Here is a 16,461-nt window from a genome sequence, read left to right as displayed (position 1 = left end):
TCGTCACGCCTTTCGATCGGTGGAGACTGCGGCGGGGGAGGCGCCCGCCTCGCGGAGCTTGGCGTCGACCTCGTCCTGAGTGGGCATCGCGTCGGAGCAGGACAGCCTGCCCGCGACGATGGCACCGGCGGCGTTGGCGAAGGACACCGTGCGGCGGGTGTCCCAGCCGGACAGCAGCCCGTGGCACAGGGCCCCGCCGAAGGCGTCACCGGCACCGAGCCCGTTGACCACGTCCACCGCGACCGGCGCGATCTCGGCGGCCGAACCGTCCCGGTCCATGGCCAGCACACCCTTGGGACCCTGCTTCACCACCGCCAGCTCGACCCCGGCCGCCAGCAACGCCTTCGCCGCGGCGTACGGCTCGCGTTCACCGGTGGCGACCTCGCACTCGTCGAGGTTGCCGACCGCGACCGTCGTATGGCGCAGGGCCTCGGCGTAGTAGGACCGCGCCTCGGCCGGGTCGGTCCAGAACATCGGCCGCCAGTCCAGGTCGAAGACCGTCGTGCCCGCCTTGGCCCGGTGGGCGAGAGCGGCGAGCGTGGCCGAGCGGCTCGGCTCCTCGCTCAGCCCCGTGCCCGTGAACCAGAAGATCGTCGCGTCCTGGACCGCCTCCAGGTCCAGCTCGTCGGCCCGGATGTCCAGGTCGGGAGCCTTCGGCAGCCGGTAGAAGTACAGCGGGAAGTCATCCGGCGGGAAGATCTCGCAGAACGTCACCGGCGTCGGCGCGATGTCCGACGTCCCCACGAAGCGGGGGTCGACGCCGTAGCCCTCCAGCGCGGTCCGGACGAAGTCCCCGAACGGGTCGCGGCCCGTCTTGGTGATCACAGCGGCGGAGTGCCCGTACCGGGCGGCAGCGACGGCGACGTTCGTCGGGCTGCCGCCCAGGTACTTGCCGAACGACGTGACCTCGGCCAGCCCGACGCCGGTCTGGAGCGGATACACATCCACTCCCACACGGCCGATGGTCAGCACTTCGAACGGCATCTGACTGGTTTCCCTTCGTGACTTAAAGCGCTTTAAAAGCTCGTTGGTACGATGCCTTGCGCCTAAATGTCATGTCAATAGGTTGTCCGGATTACTTGGCCAGGTACTCGGCGATCTTCTCGCGCATGAAGAGGGACGACTCCTTGGCCCGCTCCTCCCAGGCGAAGACGCAGGCGGTGAGGGTCCCGTCGAAGCCGTTCGCGCGCAGCTCGCGGAAGAGCTCGTCGAAGTCGACCTCGCCCTGGCTGATGTCCAGGTGCTGGTGGACGCGGGCCGCCGTGCCGGGCGGGTTGAGGATGTAGCGCAGGCCGGACGACGCGGTGTGGTCGAAGGCGTCCGCGAGGTGCACGTGGGTGAGGAGGTCGCCCGCGTACTTGATGATGCCGGGGGCGTCGTTGCCGATGTGGAAGGTGTGCGGCGCGCAGTAGAGGAAGGTGACGTTGGGGTGGTTGATGCCCCGGATCAGGTTGATCGCGTCGTACCCGTTCTCGATGAAGTCGTCCGGGTGGGGCTCCAGCGTGAGCTTGATGCCCTCGCGCTCGAAGACCGGGAGCAGCTCGTCCAGCGACTTCCAGAACTGCGCCTCGCTGCGGTCCGCGTCCTCGGGGCGGCCGTTGAACTCGGAGATCATGCTGTCCACGCCGAGGTCCGCGCAGATCTGGATGGACCGCTTCCAGTAGCGGACGGCGGCCTGGCGGGCGTCCTCGTCCGGGCCGGACCAGCGGAACAGCGGCAGCAGGGAGGAGATGCCGACACCGGCCGAGTCCAGGGCCTTGCGGAACTTCCGTACGGTGGCGTCGTCGACGCGCGGGTGCCGGAAGAAGGGGATGAAGTCCTCCCGGGGGGAGAGCTCGATCCACTCGTAGCCCAACTCGGCCACCACGGCCGGGAGTTCGAGCAACGGCACGTTGCGGATCATGTACGGGTCGAGGGCGATCTTCATGAGGGAATGCCTTCGGGTCAGTAGGAGAGGGTGGATCGTGCGCCGGTGTCAGGCCGAGCCGTCGGGCGCCTTCGCGACGGGTGCGCTGAGGTCTTCCGCTTCCGGGAGCTCCTCGACGTCGACGCCGCGTACTTGTGCCAACTCGTGCTTGAGGGCTGCGAGTTCGGTGCCGCCGGCCATGTGGTTGGTGAGCTCTTCGAGGCTGACTTCGCTGCGGGCGGCGGAGAGTTCGAGGGTGCCGAGGCGCAGGACGCTGAAGTGGTCGCCGACCATGTAGGCGTGGTGGGGGTTGTGGGTGATGAAGATGACGCCGAGTCCGCGGTCGCGGGCGGCGGCGATGTACTTCAGCACGACACCGGACTGCTTCACACCCAGCGCGGCCGTCGGCTCGTCCAGGATCAGTACCCGGGCGCCGAAGTAGACGGCACGGGCGATCGCCACACACTGGCGCTGGCCGCCCGACAGGGTGCCGATGGGCTGCTCCATGTCGTCGAGGACGATGCCCATGTTGCGCAGTTCCTGGTCGGCCGTCTTCTTCATCTTCTCGATGTCGAGACGTCGGATCGGCCAGGGGCCCTTGGTCATCTCGGAGCCGAGGAAGAAGTTCCGCCACACCGGCATCAGCGGCACGGTCGCCAGGTCCTGGTAGACGGTGGCGATACCGGCGTCGAGCGCCTCACGCGGGGTGGAGAACCGCACGGGGGCGTTGTCGACGAGGAACTCGCCCTCGGTGTGCTGGTGCAGACCCGAGATGATTTTGATCAACGTCGACTTGCCGGCGCCGTTGTCGCCGAGGACGCAGGTCACCTTGCCGGGGTGGACGGCGAGGCTCACGCCGTGCAGGGCGCGGATGTTGCCGTAGGCCTTGCCCGCGTTGCGCAGTTCGACGACGGTGCTGTCGTCCTGGGACGCGGTGTCCTGGAGGACGGCGCCGTGGGTGCCGGTTCCTTGGGTGGTCGTCATGTCGGTCACCTCCTGGTCGCCGTACGGCTGACCCACAGATTGATCAGCGTGGCGCCGAGGAGCATCACGCCGAGGAACGCCTTGAACCAGTCGGGGTTCCAGCCGGCGTAGACGATGCCCTGCTGCACCATGCCGAACATGAACGCGCCGAAGACCGGGCCGATCGCCGAACCGGCACCACCGGTCAGCAGACAGCCGCCGATGACGGCCGCGGCGATGTAGATCAGCTCCTGGCCGACGCCCTCACCCGACTGCACGGTGTTGAACGAGAACAGCTGGTGCATACCGACGAACCAGGCGCCGAAGCCGACCAGCATGAACAGCGAGATCTTGGTGAAGGTCACCGGGACACCGACCGCGCGGGCGGACTGCTGGTTGCCGCCGACGGCGAAGATCCAGTTGCCGTACTTGGTGCGCAGCAGCACCCAGGTGGCGAGGGCCGCGAAGACCAGCCACCACACCACCGTGATCTTCACGTTGACCCCGCCGACGTCGAAGGACGAGGCGAAGATCGCCTTGGCCTGCTCGAAGCCGTCCATGTCGCTGATGTCGTCCGTGGCGACATTGCTGGTGACCAGCTTGGTCACCGCCAGGTTGACGCCCTGGAGGATCAGGAAGGTGCCGAGGGTGATCAGGAAGCTCGGCAGCCCGGTCTTGACCAGCATCCAGCCGTTGAACAGCCCGACCGCGAGGGACACGGCGAGGGCGACGATCACGCCGACCCACACGTTCATGCTCAGCTGGTATGCGGTCATGCTCGCGGTGAGCGCCGAGGTGATCACCGCGACACCGGCCGAGAGATCGAACTCGCCGCCGATCATCAGCAGCGCGACCGGCAGAGCCATGATCCCGATCGTCGACGACTGGTACAGGATGTTGGCCATCGAGCCCCCGTCGCGCACCGGGGGCGCCGCGACGAGGAAGAACACGAAAACGGCGACGGCGCCGAGGAAGACTCCCACCTCGGGACGGGCGAGCAGGCCCAGCGCCAGAGGCCGTTGCCGGGTCCGCCCGTCGGTTTCCTTGCCGGGGCCGGAGGCCGGCGGTGTGGTCACCGCCGGCGCAGCCTGTTGGGTCATGCTCATCACCGAGTGCCCTTCGCGGCGAACTGACCGATCGTCTCGACGTTGGACTTGTCCACGAAGGCCGGACCGGTCAGGATCGGCGCCTCGCCGCCGCCCATGTAGTTGCCGTTGTTCTTGTAGAGCCACAGGGAGTCGACCGCCAGGTAGCCCTGCAGGTAGGGCTGCTGGTCGACGGCGAACTCGATGGAGCCGTCCTTGATGGCCGCGATGAGCTCCTTGTTCAGGTCGAAGGTCGCGATCTTCGCCTTGCTGCCCGTCTCGTCGATCGACTGCGCGGCCGTCAGCGCGATCGGCGCGCCGAGCGTGACCACCTGGTCGATGGAGGAGTCCTGCTTGAGCTTGGCGGTGATCGTCGACTTCACGGACGGCATGTCAGCGCCGTTGACGTAGAGCTTGTCGGTCTTGCCCTTGAAGCCCTTCTCCACACCGGCGCAGCGCTGCTCCAGGTTGACCGCGCCCTGGACCTGGACGACGCACAGAGCGTGCTTGGCGCCGGTGTCGTTGAGCTTGGTGCCGAGCGCCTCGCCGGAGATGGCCTCGTCCTGGCCGAAGAAGGACAGCAGGCCCTGCTTCTGCCAGTCGGACATCCCGGCATTGAGGCCGACGACCGGGATCCCGGCCTTGACCGCCTTGGCGACCACGTCCTTCATGGCGTCGGGCTTGGCGAGGGTGACGGCGATGCCGTCGACCTTCTGGTCGATCGCGTTCTGGACGAGGCTCGCCTGATCGGCGGCGGTCTCGTCGTTGGAGTAGATCAGCTTGACGTTGTCCTTGGCCGCCGCGACCTCGGCGCCCTTGCGGATGGTGTCCCAGAAGGTGTCGCCGGAGGGCGCGTGGGTGACCATCGCGATGGTCATCCGGGGCGTGCTGGCCTTGCCCGCGGACACGCCGCTGTCGGCGTCCTCGGCCTCCTTGCCGCCTGAGCTGCTGGAACAGCCGGCGAGGACCAGCGCGGCCGCGGCGGCCACGGCCACGGCGGAGGCGAGTCTGCGGGAGCGGGGGCGGAACGTACGGTTCATGGTGCGTGCACCTCACTGTGCGACGGAGCGGGGAATTCGGGGTGGGGATCCGGGGCTGCTGGTGGGCCGGGATCGGGCACGCCCGCGATGTCATGAACTGGGTCGGGACGACGATGCCGTGGTCGGCATCGGCATACGGGGAGCCGCAGGGGTGGTGGCCGTGTCGCGGGTGTACACCTTGTGGGCGTCACCGACGCCGATGACGCCGACCCCGATCGACCTGACTCTCGGGCTTTCTTGGTTGAAACAACAGGACAATTTAAAGCGCTTTAAGTGCTGGTACTATCGGCTCGTTTCCAGAGCGTGTCAAGGGTGTTGCGCGAGGAGATTGCCGCCGGGAGGTTTGCAGTGGGCGATGTCGAGGCCGAGGGTCGGCGCAACGGCGCCAACAGGCGCCCGCGACTGGAGGACGTGGCAGCACGCGTGGGCGTGTCCACCGCGTCCGTGTCACTCGTGCTGCGCGGAGTACCCGGACCCAGCGAACGAACCCGTCAGAAGGTCCTGAAGGCCGCCGCCGACCTCGGCTACCAGGTGGACCGCACCGCCAGCATGCTCGCCTCCAGGCGCACCCGGCTACTCGGCGTGATGGTCGACGTGCACAGCCCCTTCCACGCGGAACTGGTCGAGCATCTGCACACGGCCGCCGAGGAGGTCGGCTACGACCTGGTCCTGAGCACCCAGACCCGCACCCGCGACGAGCACACCGCCGTCGAGACGCTGCTGGCCTTCCGCAGCGAGGCCCTGATCCTGCTCGGCCCGACCGCCCCCGCCGACACCCTCACCTCCCTGGACCAGAAGTCCCCCGTCATCGTCGTCGGCCGCCGTATCGCCGACGGAGAGCTGGACGTCGTGCGCAGCGCGGACGACGAAGGGGTCGGCCAGATCGTCGACCACATGGTGGGCCTCGGCCACCGGGCGATCGCCTACGTCGACGGCGGCAAGGGCGTGATCGCCACGGACCGGCGCCGCGGGTACCGCACGGCCATGCGCCGGCACGGCCTGGACGCGCACATCAGGGTGCTGCGCGGCGACAACACGGAGGAGGCCGGCGAACGAGCCGCCCGCCAGCTCCTCGACTCCGGCGACCTCCCCACCGCGGTGGTCGCCTACAACGACCAGTGCGCCATCGGCGTCCTCGCCGCCCTCCAGCGCGCCGGAGTGGCCGTCCCCGGCGAGGTGTCCGTGGCCGGCTACGACGACGACACGCTGTCCCGGCTGAGCTGCTTCAACCTGACCACGGTCAGCCAGGAGGCCCGGGAACAGGCCCGGTACGCGGTCGCCGCCGCGGTGGAGCGCCTGGACCAGGACCGCACCGAACCCCGAGAGGTGGTCCTCACCCCGCAGCTCGTCGTGCGCGGGACCATCGCCGAGCCGCGCTGAGCCGCTGCGGTGCGGCCCCGGCGCCGCGAAGTCACCGTTCGAGCGCCTTGTGCGCCGTCTCCGGAAGGCGCAGGTACACCAGCGACGAGCCGAGACACAGTGCGGCCACGTACCAGGGGAACAGGCCCGCGTGACCCAGCTCCTTGAACAGCGTGCCCACGTACGGCGCCGTACCCCCGAACATCGCGACCGTCAGCGAGTACGGGAACCCGATGCCCGCCGCTCGCACCCGCGGCGGAAACACCTCGGCGTTCACGGCCGCGCTGATCGACGTGAACCCGGTCAGCAGCACCATGCCCGCGCACTGCACGAGCAGCAGCACCGCGAACGAGTCGCGCAGGGCGTGCAGCAGCGGGACGGTGAGCAGGGCGAAGCCCAGCCCGAAGAAGAGGAGCAGGGGGCGGCGGCCGAAGCGGTCGGACAGGAGGCCGCCCAGCGGCTGGAGCAGGGCGAAGAAGGCCAGCGAGATCGTGCCCGCGAGCAGCGCGTCGGACTTCTCGATGCCCGCGTTGAGTTCGGCGTACGTCGGCAGATACGACGTCCAGGTGTAGTACGCGATCGTGCCGCCCGCGGTGATGCCGCAGATCAGCAGGGACTGGCGGGGATGGCGGCGCAGCGCCTCCAACAGGCCGGGGCGCGGGGCCTGTTGCTGCTCGGCGCTCCTGGTCTCCTCAGCGCCCTGCCGGATCCAGAAGCCGACCAGGCTGAGTACGGCGCCGAGCACGAACGGCACCCGCCAGCCCCAGCCGTTCATCTGCCCGTCGCTCAAGGTGTCCACCAGCAGCGTCGCGATACCGGACGCCACCAGTTGCCCGACGGTCGTCGACACGTACTGGAAACTGGAGAACAGCCCGCGCCGCCCCGGCCCCGCCGACTCCACCAGGAAGGTCGTCGACGCCGCGAACTCGCCGCCCACGGACAGGCCTTGGAGGAGGCGGGCGAGGACCAGGATCACCGGAGCGAGGACGCCCACCGACTCGTACGTCGGGGTCAGCCCGACCAGCAGACTGCTGCCGCCCATCAGGAGGATGGTGACCGTCAGCGCGGCGCGCCGCCCCTGTCGGTCCGCGATGGCGCCCATGAGCAGCCCGCCGACCGGCCGCATGAAGAAGCCCACCGCGAAGACCGCGAACGTCGACAGCAGCGGGACAAGGGAGTTGTCCGCGCTCTTGGGGAAGACCTCGGCCGCGATGTAGGTGGCGAGGAAGGTGTAGGCGTACCAGTCGTACCACTCCACGGCGTTGCCGACCGAGGCGGCGAGGAGCTGGCGTACGGGCCGTTTCGTCGGCGGGGAAGGCGAGGGATCCTTCTGGGTCGTCTCTGTCATGATCGCGACCATCCCCCCACCCCGGCCCCGGCACACCTCACGTACCCACGACTTTCACACGAGCGCCACCGGACCCTTCCCTGACGTTTGGTGCTCCTGGAACACTCCTTCCGCGCGCATTCCGTCACATGCCGTCCGGTCAAATCACCCTCAATGGGAAGAGGTCCCTCACTCATGCCCGAAGTCAATCGGCGCAGCTTCCTTCAACTCGCGGGCGCGACCACGGCGTTCACGGCTCTGTCGAGCAGCATCCAGCGGGCTGCCGCCATCCCGGCGAACCACCGCACCGGCTCGATCGAGGACGTCGAGCACATCGTCGTCCTGATGCAGGAGAACCGTTCCTTCGATCACTACTTCGGCAAGCTGCGCGGTGTGCGCGGCTTCGGCGACCCGCGCCCGGTGAAGCTGGACAACGGCAAGTCGAACTGGCACCAGTCGAACGGCAGCAAGGACATCCTGCCGTTCCACCCGGACGCCGACGACCTCGGTATGCAGTTCCTGGAGGGCCTCCCGCACGGCTGGACCGACGGCCAGCAGGCCTACAACGGCGGCAAGTACGACAAGTGGATCCCCGCCAAGGGCACCACGACCATGGCGTACCTGACCCGTGAGGACATCCCCTTCCACTACGCCCTCGCCGACGCGTTCACCGTCTGCGACGCCTACCACTGCTCGTTCATCGGCTCCACCGACCCGAACCGCTACTACATGTGGACGGGCTACACGGGCAACGACGGCACCGGCGGCGGCCCGGTCCTCGGCAACGACGAGCTGGGCTACGGCTGGACGACCTACCCCGAGCGCCTGGAGCAGGCGGGTGTCTCCTGGAAGATCTACCAGGACATCGGCGACGGTCTGGACAAGGCCGGCTCCTGGGGCTGGATCGAGGACGCCTACCGCGGCAACTACGGCGACAACTCGCTGCTGTACTTCAACAAGTACCGCGACGCGGGGCCCGGCGACCCCTGGTACGACAAGGCCCGCACCGGCACCGACGTCAAGAACGGCGACGGCTACTTCGACCGGCTGAAGGCCGACGTCAAGGCCGGCAAGCTGCCGAAGATCTCCTGGATCGCGGCCCCCGAGGCCTTCTCGGAGCACTCCAACTGGCCCTCGAACTACGGTGCCTGGTACATCGCCCAAGTCTTGGACGCCCTGACCGCCAACCCGGAGGTCTGGTCGAAGACGGCCCTGTTCATCACCTTCGACGAGAACGACGGCTTCTTCGACCACGTGGTCCCGCCGCTGCCGCCGAAGGACGCCTCCCGGGGCAAGTCCACCGTCGACGTCTCGCTCGACCTCTACAAGGGCGACAGCAACCGCCCGGCCGGCGCCTACGGCCTCGGCCCGCGCGTGCCGATGCTGGTCGTCTCGCCGTGGAGCAGGGGCGGCTACGTCTGCTCCGAGACCCTCGACCACACCTCGATCCTGCGCTTCATGGAGCGCCGCTTCGGCGTCGAGGAGACCAACATCTCGCCCTGGCGCCGGGCCATCTGCGGCGACCTGACCTCGGCCTTCGACTTCTCCCGCAAGGACAGCCGCCCCGCCCCGCTGCCGGAGACGGACGAGTACGAGCCGCAGGACCGCGAGCGTCACCCGGACTACAAGCCGACGCCGCCGGCCGACCCGGACATGCCCAAGCAGGAGCGCGGTCTGCGGCCCTCCCGGCCGCTCAAGTACGCCCCGCACGTGGACGGCTCGGTGGACGCCGCGGCCGGCAAGTTCACGCTGTCCTTCGCCTCCGGCGCCAAGGCCGGTGCCGCCTTCCACGTCACGTCCGGCAACCGCACCGACGGCCCCTGGATGTACACGACCGAGGCCGGCAAGAGCCTCGCCGACACCTGGAACTCGGCGTACTCGGGCGGCTCGTACGACCTGACCGTGCACGGCCCGGCCGGCTTCGTGCGCTACTTCAAGGGCTCGAACAAGGCGGCCGGCCCCGAGGTCACAGCCCGGCACAAGGGCGACGACATCGAGCTGACCTTCACCAACAAGGGAACGACGAGCGTCCGCCTGAAGATCGCGGGCGGATACGACGGTCGCGCCACGACGGTGACCGTGCGGCCCGGCGCCACGGTGTGCCGCACGGTCGACCTGCTGGCGAGCCGGCGCTGGTACGACCTGACCGTCACCTCCGAGGCCGACCCGGCGTTCCTGCGGCGGTTCGCGGGGCGCGTCGAGAACGGGCGGCCGGGGGTGAGCGACCCGGCGATCATCACCGAGTAACCGGTCGCGAGGGACGGACTCCTCGGATCAGAGTGCTGTGAGGTGCCCCGGCTCCGGTTGCCGGGGCACCAACGCGGGCTCCGGCTTCGCCGATTCGGGCTCCAGGGCCAGTACGGCGGCCACGGGGTGCTCGTCGACCGACGCGGGATCGACGTGCTCCGTGTCCGAGGCGGACTCCGGTGCCGCCCGGCTGAGCAGCACCACGCCCCAGGACGCCAGGCCCGCACCGGCCAGCGCCAGCAGGATGCCTGCCGCGCCGCCCTGCAACCGCTCGCCGAGCAGGACGAGCCCGATCACCGCGGCGGCCATCGGGTTCGCCAGGGTCACCACCGCGAGCGGGCCGCCCAGGCCACCCCGGTAGGCGGTCTGCGACAGCAGCAGTCCGCTCGCCGCGAGGGCTGCGATGAGCAGCGCCACCCCGGACACCTGGAGGCTGAGCACTGGGGCGGAGTGGTCCGTCAGGGCCACCGTCACGGTCTGCGTGAGTGCCGAGGCCACCCCGGAGGCGAAGCCGGACGCCGCCGCGTGCCGCAGCCCCGGCCGGGCGCCCGGCCGCGACAGCATGCCGATCAGTGCCACGGTCGCCGCCGCGACCGCCAGCGCCTCGGACGTGCTCAGGACCTCGTCGGGCGCGTGCCCGGACGCCGTGACGAGGATCGCGGCCAAGCCGACCAGGGTCAGCGCCGTACCGCGCCACTCGACCGCGCTGACCCGTCGGCCCGCGATGCGCGCACCCAGCGGCACCGCCGTCACCAGGGTGAGCGCACCGAGCGGCTGCACCACGGTCAGCGGACCGTACTTGAGAGCCACCACGTGCAGCAGCGCGCCGGAGCCGTTGAGCAGAACCGCCCCCCACCAGGCGCCGGAACCCAGCAGCCGGAGCAGACCCGAACCCTGCGCGCGGGAGGCCAGCCGCTCCTGGGTGACGGCCGCGGCGGCGTAGGCGACGGCGGAGAAGAGGGACAGGACGATGGCGAGGAGGGTGGCGTTCATCGGCCCGCTCCCGCTCCCACGAGGGCGTTCTCCTCGTCCCGGGCGGCCGGTACGAGCCGGTCGGCGCCGCGTCCGGCCGTCGTCGCCGTGCGCTGCGGCAGGTTGATGGCCGCGAGGGCGAGGCCCAGCATCGCCGTCGCCACGATCGCGTCGAGCCAGTAGTGGTTGGCCGTGCCGACTATGACCAGCAGCGTCAGCAGCGGATGCAGCAGCCACAGCCAGCGCCATCGCGACCGGGTCGCCGCGATCAGGCCTATCGCCACCATCAGGGCCCAGCCGAAGTGCAGCGACGGCATCGCCGCGAACTGGTTCGACAGGTGGTCGGTCTCGGGGGAGCCGTAGACGGAGGGGCCGTACACCTGGCCGGTGTCGACCAGACCGGCCGCGGCCAGCATGCGCGGCGGGGCCAGCGGGAACGTCAGATGCACCACCAGGGCGGCGGCGGTGACGGCGGCGAGGACGCGGCGGGCCCAGACGTAGTGCGCGGGGCGCCGCAGGTAGAGCCAGACCAGGAAGGCCGCTGTGGCCGGGAAGTGGACGGTCGCGTAGTAGGTGTTCGCGATGTGTATGAGCGCGTCGTCGTGCAGGAGGAGGTTCTGCACCGACCCCTCGCCCGGGAGGTGGGCTGCTCGTTCGAAGTTCCACACACGGTCGGCGTTGCGGAAGGCCTCTCCGGTGTGGCCCGTGGCCAGTTGCCGGCCGAGCTTGTAGACGAGGAAGAGCCCTGCGACGAGCAGGAGCTCACGGACCAGCGGAGGCCGCGCTATCGCGTCGGTCTCCGCTTCTGCAGGCTCGGTGCGGCCATTCATTTCCCCCGGCCCTTTCGCCGAACGGTGGGTCATCGATACGGCGACGTACCGAAACGCCACTGTACCGATACGCCACTGTACCGATACGGGAGCGTTCCGGTACAGTGGCGTATCGATAGACGTACGCCACACTGGAAACGCGGCCCCCTTCACACCGCGGGACGTCGCACCGAGCGAGGAGACGAGCAGATGACGTCGCAGGCTGCGGACGGACCGGACACGGTCACCGCCTCGCGCCGCTCCAAGATCACGCCCGAGCGTGAGCAGGAGTTCTTCGACGCCGTGCTCGAACAGATCCGCGCGTGCGGCTACGACTCCGTCACCATGGAGGGCGTCGCCGCCAGCACGCGCTGCAGCAAGTCCACGCTCTACCGGCAGTGGAAGACGAAGCCGCAGTTCGTGGCGGCAGCCCTGCGTGCCAGTCGGCGGACCCGTTTCGAGGGCATCGACACCGGCACCCTCGCGGGGGATCTGAAGGAGGCCGCCCGGGCGGCGGGGGCGTGGTCGGGCAAGGACACCCGGCTGTTCCAGGCCCTCGGCCACGCCGTCATGCAGGACCCGGAACTCCAGCGGGCGCTGCGCGAGGCGCTCATCGACCCCGAGCTCGACGCGCTGAAGGAGATCCTGCAGCGCGGTGTCGACCGGGGGGAGGTGGCCGCCGACCATCCGGCCCTGGAGTACATCCCGGCGCAGATCTTCGGCGTGCTGCGGGCCCGCCCCGTCCTGGAGGGCGAGGACGCCGACCCCGACTACATCGTCCGGTTCGTGGAGGCCGCGGTGCTGCCGACGCTGGGCCTGACCTGAGACTCAGGCCGCCGTCCACGGGATGACTGGACGGTGACCTGTTCCGCGCCGCACCGTGGGGACGGGGGCGGCGCGCACCCCCCGGCCGGGTGGGGTTCCCCTTGAGTGGAGGGGCGCCCCACCCGGCCGCATCATGTCCGGATCATGTCCGGGGCGAAACAGGCGAACGAGCGCAGGAGCGGCTCAGACGTCCTGGCCGTTGCCACCCCCGGTGGACACCTTGATGCCCTTGGCGATCTCGTCCAGGATCGACTGCTTCTCCGTGGTGTCGACGCCGAGACGGACCACGACCATCTGCTGGTCGATGGCGGGCGAGGGGAAGGCCAGCGACTCGACATAGCCGTCGGTGCCCTTGCTGGTGATCGCCTTCCAGCGGACCAGGTAGCCCTTCTGCCCGGCCACCGTCACCGCCTTGGACGCCAGCACCTCGTGCGAGGTGATCTTTCCGTACCCCTTGCCGTAGGACTCCTCGGCGTTCGCCTCGATGTCCGCCTTGGCGACCTCCTCGGCCGTGTCGCCCTTGGTGCCGTGCGCGATCGCCGGGGCCGAGTAGGCGCCGCCCTTCTGGCAGGTCTGGGAGGTGTCGGCGGGGCACTTGTACGTGTCGTCCGACGCCACGTGCGCGCCGAAGTTGAGCTGCTGGCCGTACCAGCCGTCCGGAATCGGGATGCTGATCCCGCTCACCGGGTCGGTCACCGAACCGCTGTCCACCTTCGGCGCCTCGGACTGGTCGGGGGAGGGCGACTGACCGCCGGAACCCCCGTTGCCACCGCCGGAACCCCCGTTGCCGCCGCCGGAGTCACCGAAGGGGCCGCCCTGACCACCGCCGGACCCGCCTTGACCGCCCTGTCCGCCGGGCCCGCCCTGACCACCGCTGCCCTGCTGGGAGCCGGCGCCGGCGCCGGCGCCGCCCGAGCCGCCGTCGGCGGTCAGCGCGTACACACCGACACCGATGCTCGCGAGGACGACCGCGGCCACCCCCACCGCTATGCCGGTGCGCAGTCCCCGCCGCCCGCTCGACGGAGGCTCGCCGGGATACCCCGGATGCACCGGATACGCGAGATGAGCCGTGTCGGCCGACGGCTGTCCCGGATACCCCGGATGAGCCGCGCCGGCCGGTGGTTGCGCCGGATACGCCGGATGAGCACCGTCGGCTGCGGGCTGCCCCGGAGAATCGTCAGTCGCCGACTGCCCCGACGGAGAACCGTCGGCCGCCGGCTGCCCCGAGGGCGCCCCGTCGGCCGGAGGTTGCCCTGGAGGCGTCCCTTCGGCGGCCGACCCCGCGGGCCGGACCTGGTCCGTCCATGCCTTGCCGTCCCACCAGCGCTCGGTGGGCGGACCGTCACTTTTCCGGCCGGGGTCGGGGTACCAGCCGGGAGGAGTCACCTGCGTCATGGGTCCACCGTATGAGGCCTCGGTGAAAGTGTGATGAGAGGATCCGGCCCCGACGCCTCCGGACTTCGATCCGCGTCACTCCAGAACGAGCCGTACCGGCTGCTCCAGAGCGGGCGCAGGCAGCCGCAGTCCGTCCTGGCCGGGGGTGACGGAACCGAGCACGCGCGCGTGCCGCGCACCGGTGGCTGTCGGCACGGTGCCGGGCAACCCGTGCGCGGTCAGAAACCCCAACACGGCGAAGGCATACGCCTCCTTGGCCGCCGCCGGCAGCCCCAGCTCGTCGGAGGTGCGCAGCGCCACCCCGGGCAGCAGTTGCCCGAGCATCCTCATCAGCACGGGGTTGCACGTCCCGCCCCCCGAGGCGATCACCTCGGTCGCGCCCACCGCGCGCACGGCGTCGGCGACCGTCCGGGCGGTGAGCATGGTCAGGGTGGCGACGACGTCCTCGGCGGGCAGCGTCCCGACCCCGGCCAGCGCGTCCCGCAGATGGCCGAGATGGAACAGCTCCTTGCCGGTCGTCTTGGGCGCGGACAGCGCGTAGTACGGCTCCTCCAGCAGCCTGCGCAGCAGCGGCTCGTGGACCGTGCCGCGACCGGCCAGCGCCCCGTCCACGTCGTACGCAAGACGCCCGCCGCTGAACCCCCGGGCCGCCGCGTCGATCAGCGCGCAGCCCGGCCCGGTGTCGAAAGCGGTGCCGTCGGGTGCGGTGAGGTTGGCGATGCCGCCGAGGTTGAGGGCGACGGGCGAGCCCGTCCGGCCGCGCAGCCACAGCAGGTCGACCAGGCTGACCAGCGGTGCGCCCTGGCCGCCGGCGGTGATGTCGCGTGGCCGGAAGTCGGCGACCACGGGCAGCCCGGTCGCCTCGGCGATCCACGCGGGCTGCCCGAGCTGCAGCGTGCCGTGCACCTGTCCGTCCTCGGTCCAGTGGTACACCGTCTGCCCGTGCGAGGCGACCAACTCGGCCCGCCCGTCGCACAGTTCACGGTCCGCCCGGACGGCCGCCGCCGCGAAGGCCTGCCCGATCCGCGTGTCCAGCCGGCACACCTCGGCCATCGAGGTCGTCCCCGGCGGCAGCGCCGCCGCCAGCGCCTCGCGCAGCGCTGCGTCGTACGCTTCGCTCACCAGCCCCAGCGGCTTGAGGACGAGGCAGTCCCCGACGAGGCTCAGGTCGGCGGCAGCCGCGTCGATGGCGTCGTACGACGTGCCCGACATCAGGCCGATCACCCGCATCCGCTCAACTCGCCTTTCTCCAGGCCCTGGGGTTCCATGCCAGCGCGAGGACGCTCACCGCGCAGGTCGCGGCAGCGTAGTACGCGGGGATGTCCACGCTCCCGGTCCGTTCGATCGTCTCCGTGATGATGAGCCCGGCGCAGCCCGAGAACACCGCATTGGACAGGGCGTAGGCGAGTCCCAGCCCCGTGTAGCGCACGTTCGTCGGGAACAGCTCGGCGAGCATCGCCGGACCGGGTCCCGCCATCAGCCCCACGACGGCACCCGCGCCGCACACCGCCACTCCCTTCACGGTGAGGGAAACGCCCGGGTCCTGGAGAAGGTTGAGCAACGGCACCGCGAGGACCACCACGAGCACCGCCCCCGTCAGCATCACCGGCCGCCGCCCGAACCGGTCGCTGAGCCAACCCGCCGGCACGATCGTCACCGCGAAACCGAGGTTGGCCAGCACCGTGGCGATCAGCGCCTGCTGGAAGGTCGCGTCCAGCGTGGACTGCAGATACGACGGCAGCACCACCAGGAAGGTGTACCCGGCCGCCGCCCAGCCCATGATCCGCCCGGCGCCCAGCGCGATCGCCCTCGCGATCTCCCGCGCCGGCGGTCGCTCGGCCTCCCTCTCCTCCCGGAACGCCGGTGTCTCGTCCAGCCTCAGCCGCAGCCACAGCGCGCCGAGCCCGAGGGGTAACGTCAGCAGGAACGGCAACCGCCAGCCCCAGTCATGTAGTTGATCCTCAGTCAGTACGGTGGCCAGCAGCGCCGCCGCACCCGCCCCGCCCAGCAGACCCAGCGCCACGGTGAACGACTGCCACGACCCGTACAGCCCGCGCCGCCCCGGTGGCGCGAACTCGGTCATCACCGAGACCGCGCCGCCGAACTCCCCTCCCGCGGAGAGCCCTTGCAGCACCCTCAGAAACGTCAGCAGCCAGGGCGCGAGGGCGCCGACCGTGGCGTACGTCGGCAGCGCTCCGATCAGCGTCGTCGCACCCGTCATCAGTGTGATCACCAGGATCAGTACCGGCCTGCGGCCGATCCGGTCGCCGAGCCGGCCGAACAGGGCCGCTCCGACGGGGCGGAAGAAGAACGCCAGCGCGAACGAGGCGTACGTCCTCACCAGCGCCTCGGCCTCGCTGCCGCCCTCCGGCGTGAAGAAGCGCGCCGCGATGATCGTCGCGAAGTAGCCGTAGACACCGAATTCGTACCATTCGATGAAGTTGCCCACCGATCCCGCGACCAGCGCCTTGCGGGACCGGACCGTGCTGCGGTCATGCTGCGTCAGTGTCATTCCCGAGCCTTCTGACTATCG

General features: G+C 70.1%; 14 protein-coding genes. 3 read left to right on the top strand and 11 right to left on the bottom strand.

Translation table 11 applies throughout. The features are described from left to right. Positions 1–3 precede the first annotated feature (3 nt). The 5 genes from iolC to ACIA8X_RS08240 all read right to left on the bottom strand — a co-directional run bounded on the left by iolC (position 4) and on the right by ACIA8X_RS08240 (position 4,994). Positions 4–984 carry a 5-dehydro-2-deoxygluconokinase gene (gene iolC, locus ACIA8X_RS08260; protein ID WP_393444532.1) on the bottom strand — a complete coding sequence of 327 codons (981 nt, stop codon included), beginning with the start codon at positions 982–984 and terminating at the stop codon, positions 4–6. 91 nt (positions 985–1,075) lie between these two features. Continuing rightward, positions 1,076–1,927 carry a sugar phosphate isomerase/epimerase family protein gene (locus tag ACIA8X_RS08255; RefSeq protein ID WP_399458017.1) on the bottom strand — a complete coding sequence of 284 codons (852 nt, stop codon included), beginning with the start codon at positions 1,925–1,927 and terminating at the stop codon, positions 1,076–1,078. A 48-nt stretch (positions 1,928–1,975) separates the two neighbouring features. After that, entirely contained in the window at positions 1,976–2,890 is a 915-nt protein-coding gene (locus ACIA8X_RS08250; RefSeq protein WP_399458016.1) for an ATP-binding cassette domain-containing protein, read from the bottom strand. 5 nt (positions 2,891–2,895) lie between these two features. Next, positions 2,896–3,975, bottom strand: a complete 1,080-nt coding sequence (locus ACIA8X_RS08245) for an ABC transporter permease (protein WP_399458015.1) — start codon at positions 3,973–3,975, stop codon at positions 2,896–2,898. Then, a complete protein-coding gene (locus ACIA8X_RS08240; protein ID WP_399458014.1) occupies positions 3,975–4,994 on the bottom strand; it encodes a sugar ABC transporter substrate-binding protein in 1,020 nt (339 codons plus the stop codon). Before ACIA8X_RS08240 ends, ACIA8X_RS08245 begins: the two co-directional genes overlap by 1 nt. Positions 4,995–5,342: 348 nt before the next feature. Here ACIA8X_RS08240 and ACIA8X_RS08235 point away from each other — a divergent pair, with 348 nt between their 5' ends. Further along, positions 5,343–6,374 carry a LacI family DNA-binding transcriptional regulator gene (locus ACIA8X_RS08235; protein WP_399458013.1) on the top strand — a complete coding sequence of 344 codons (1,032 nt, stop codon included), beginning with the start codon at positions 5,343–5,345 and terminating at the stop codon, positions 6,372–6,374. Positions 6,375–6,405: 31 nt separating this feature from the next. On the opposite strand, the gene ACIA8X_RS08230 is transcribed toward ACIA8X_RS08235, so the two are convergent. Then, entirely contained in the window at positions 6,406–7,713 is a 1,308-nt protein-coding gene (locus tag ACIA8X_RS08230; RefSeq protein WP_399458012.1) for an MFS transporter, read from the bottom strand. Between the two features lie 162 nt (positions 7,714–7,875). On the opposite strand from ACIA8X_RS08230, the gene ACIA8X_RS08225 reads away from it, so the two are divergent. After that, positions 7,876–9,927 (top strand): phosphocholine-specific phospholipase C, encoded by a 2,052-nt coding sequence (locus ACIA8X_RS08225; RefSeq protein ID WP_393444518.1) that lies wholly within the window; start codon positions 7,876–7,878, stop codon positions 9,925–9,927. 27 nt (positions 9,928–9,954) lie between these two features. Here the strand turns inward: ACIA8X_RS08225 and ACIA8X_RS08220 are convergent, their stop codons facing one another. Further along, the gene (locus ACIA8X_RS08220; protein WP_399458011.1) at positions 9,955–10,920 is read right to left on the bottom strand and encodes a hypothetical protein; all 966 of its coding nucleotides are present in this window, start codon (positions 10,918–10,920) and stop codon (positions 9,955–9,957) included. After that, complete coding sequence (locus ACIA8X_RS08215; protein ID WP_399458010.1) at positions 10,917–11,729, bottom strand: phosphatase PAP2 family protein; 813 nt, start codon at positions 11,727–11,729, stop codon at positions 10,917–10,919. Before ACIA8X_RS08215 ends, ACIA8X_RS08220 begins: the two co-directional genes overlap by 4 nt. 189 nt (positions 11,730–11,918) lie before the next feature. Here ACIA8X_RS08215 and ACIA8X_RS08210 point away from each other — a divergent pair, with 189 nt between their 5' ends. Further along, positions 11,919–12,533 carry a TetR/AcrR family transcriptional regulator gene (locus ACIA8X_RS08210; RefSeq protein WP_093910243.1) on the top strand — a complete coding sequence of 205 codons (615 nt, stop codon included), beginning with the start codon at positions 11,919–11,921 and terminating at the stop codon, positions 12,531–12,533. Between the two features lie 183 nt (positions 12,534–12,716). Here the strand turns inward: ACIA8X_RS08210 and ACIA8X_RS08205 are convergent, their stop codons facing one another. From ACIA8X_RS08205 to ACIA8X_RS08195, 3 genes are all read right to left on the bottom strand, one after another. After that, complete coding sequence (locus ACIA8X_RS08205; protein WP_393444513.1) at positions 12,717–13,928, bottom strand: DUF2510 domain-containing protein; 1,212 nt, start codon at positions 13,926–13,928, stop codon at positions 12,717–12,719. 75 nt (positions 13,929–14,003) lie between these two features. Then, positions 14,004–15,158 carry an anhydro-N-acetylmuramic acid kinase gene (locus ACIA8X_RS08200; RefSeq protein WP_399458009.1) on the bottom strand — a complete coding sequence of 385 codons (1,155 nt, stop codon included), beginning with the start codon at positions 15,156–15,158 and terminating at the stop codon, positions 14,004–14,006. A gap of 4 nt (positions 15,159–15,162) precedes the next feature. Continuing rightward, on the bottom strand, positions 15,163–16,440 hold the full coding sequence (locus tag ACIA8X_RS08195) for an MFS transporter (RefSeq protein ID WP_393444509.1): 1,278 nt from the start codon (positions 16,438–16,440) through the stop codon (positions 15,163–15,165). Positions 16,441–16,461 lie beyond the last annotated feature (21 nt).

Source organism: Streptomyces sp. NPDC051738, assembly GCF_044453205.1.
Taxonomy (GTDB): Bacteria; Actinomycetota; Actinomycetes; order Streptomycetales; family Streptomycetaceae; genus Streptomyces.
Note: the sequence above shows the minus strand (reverse complement) of the source record. Positions and strands in the feature narration are given on the sequence as shown.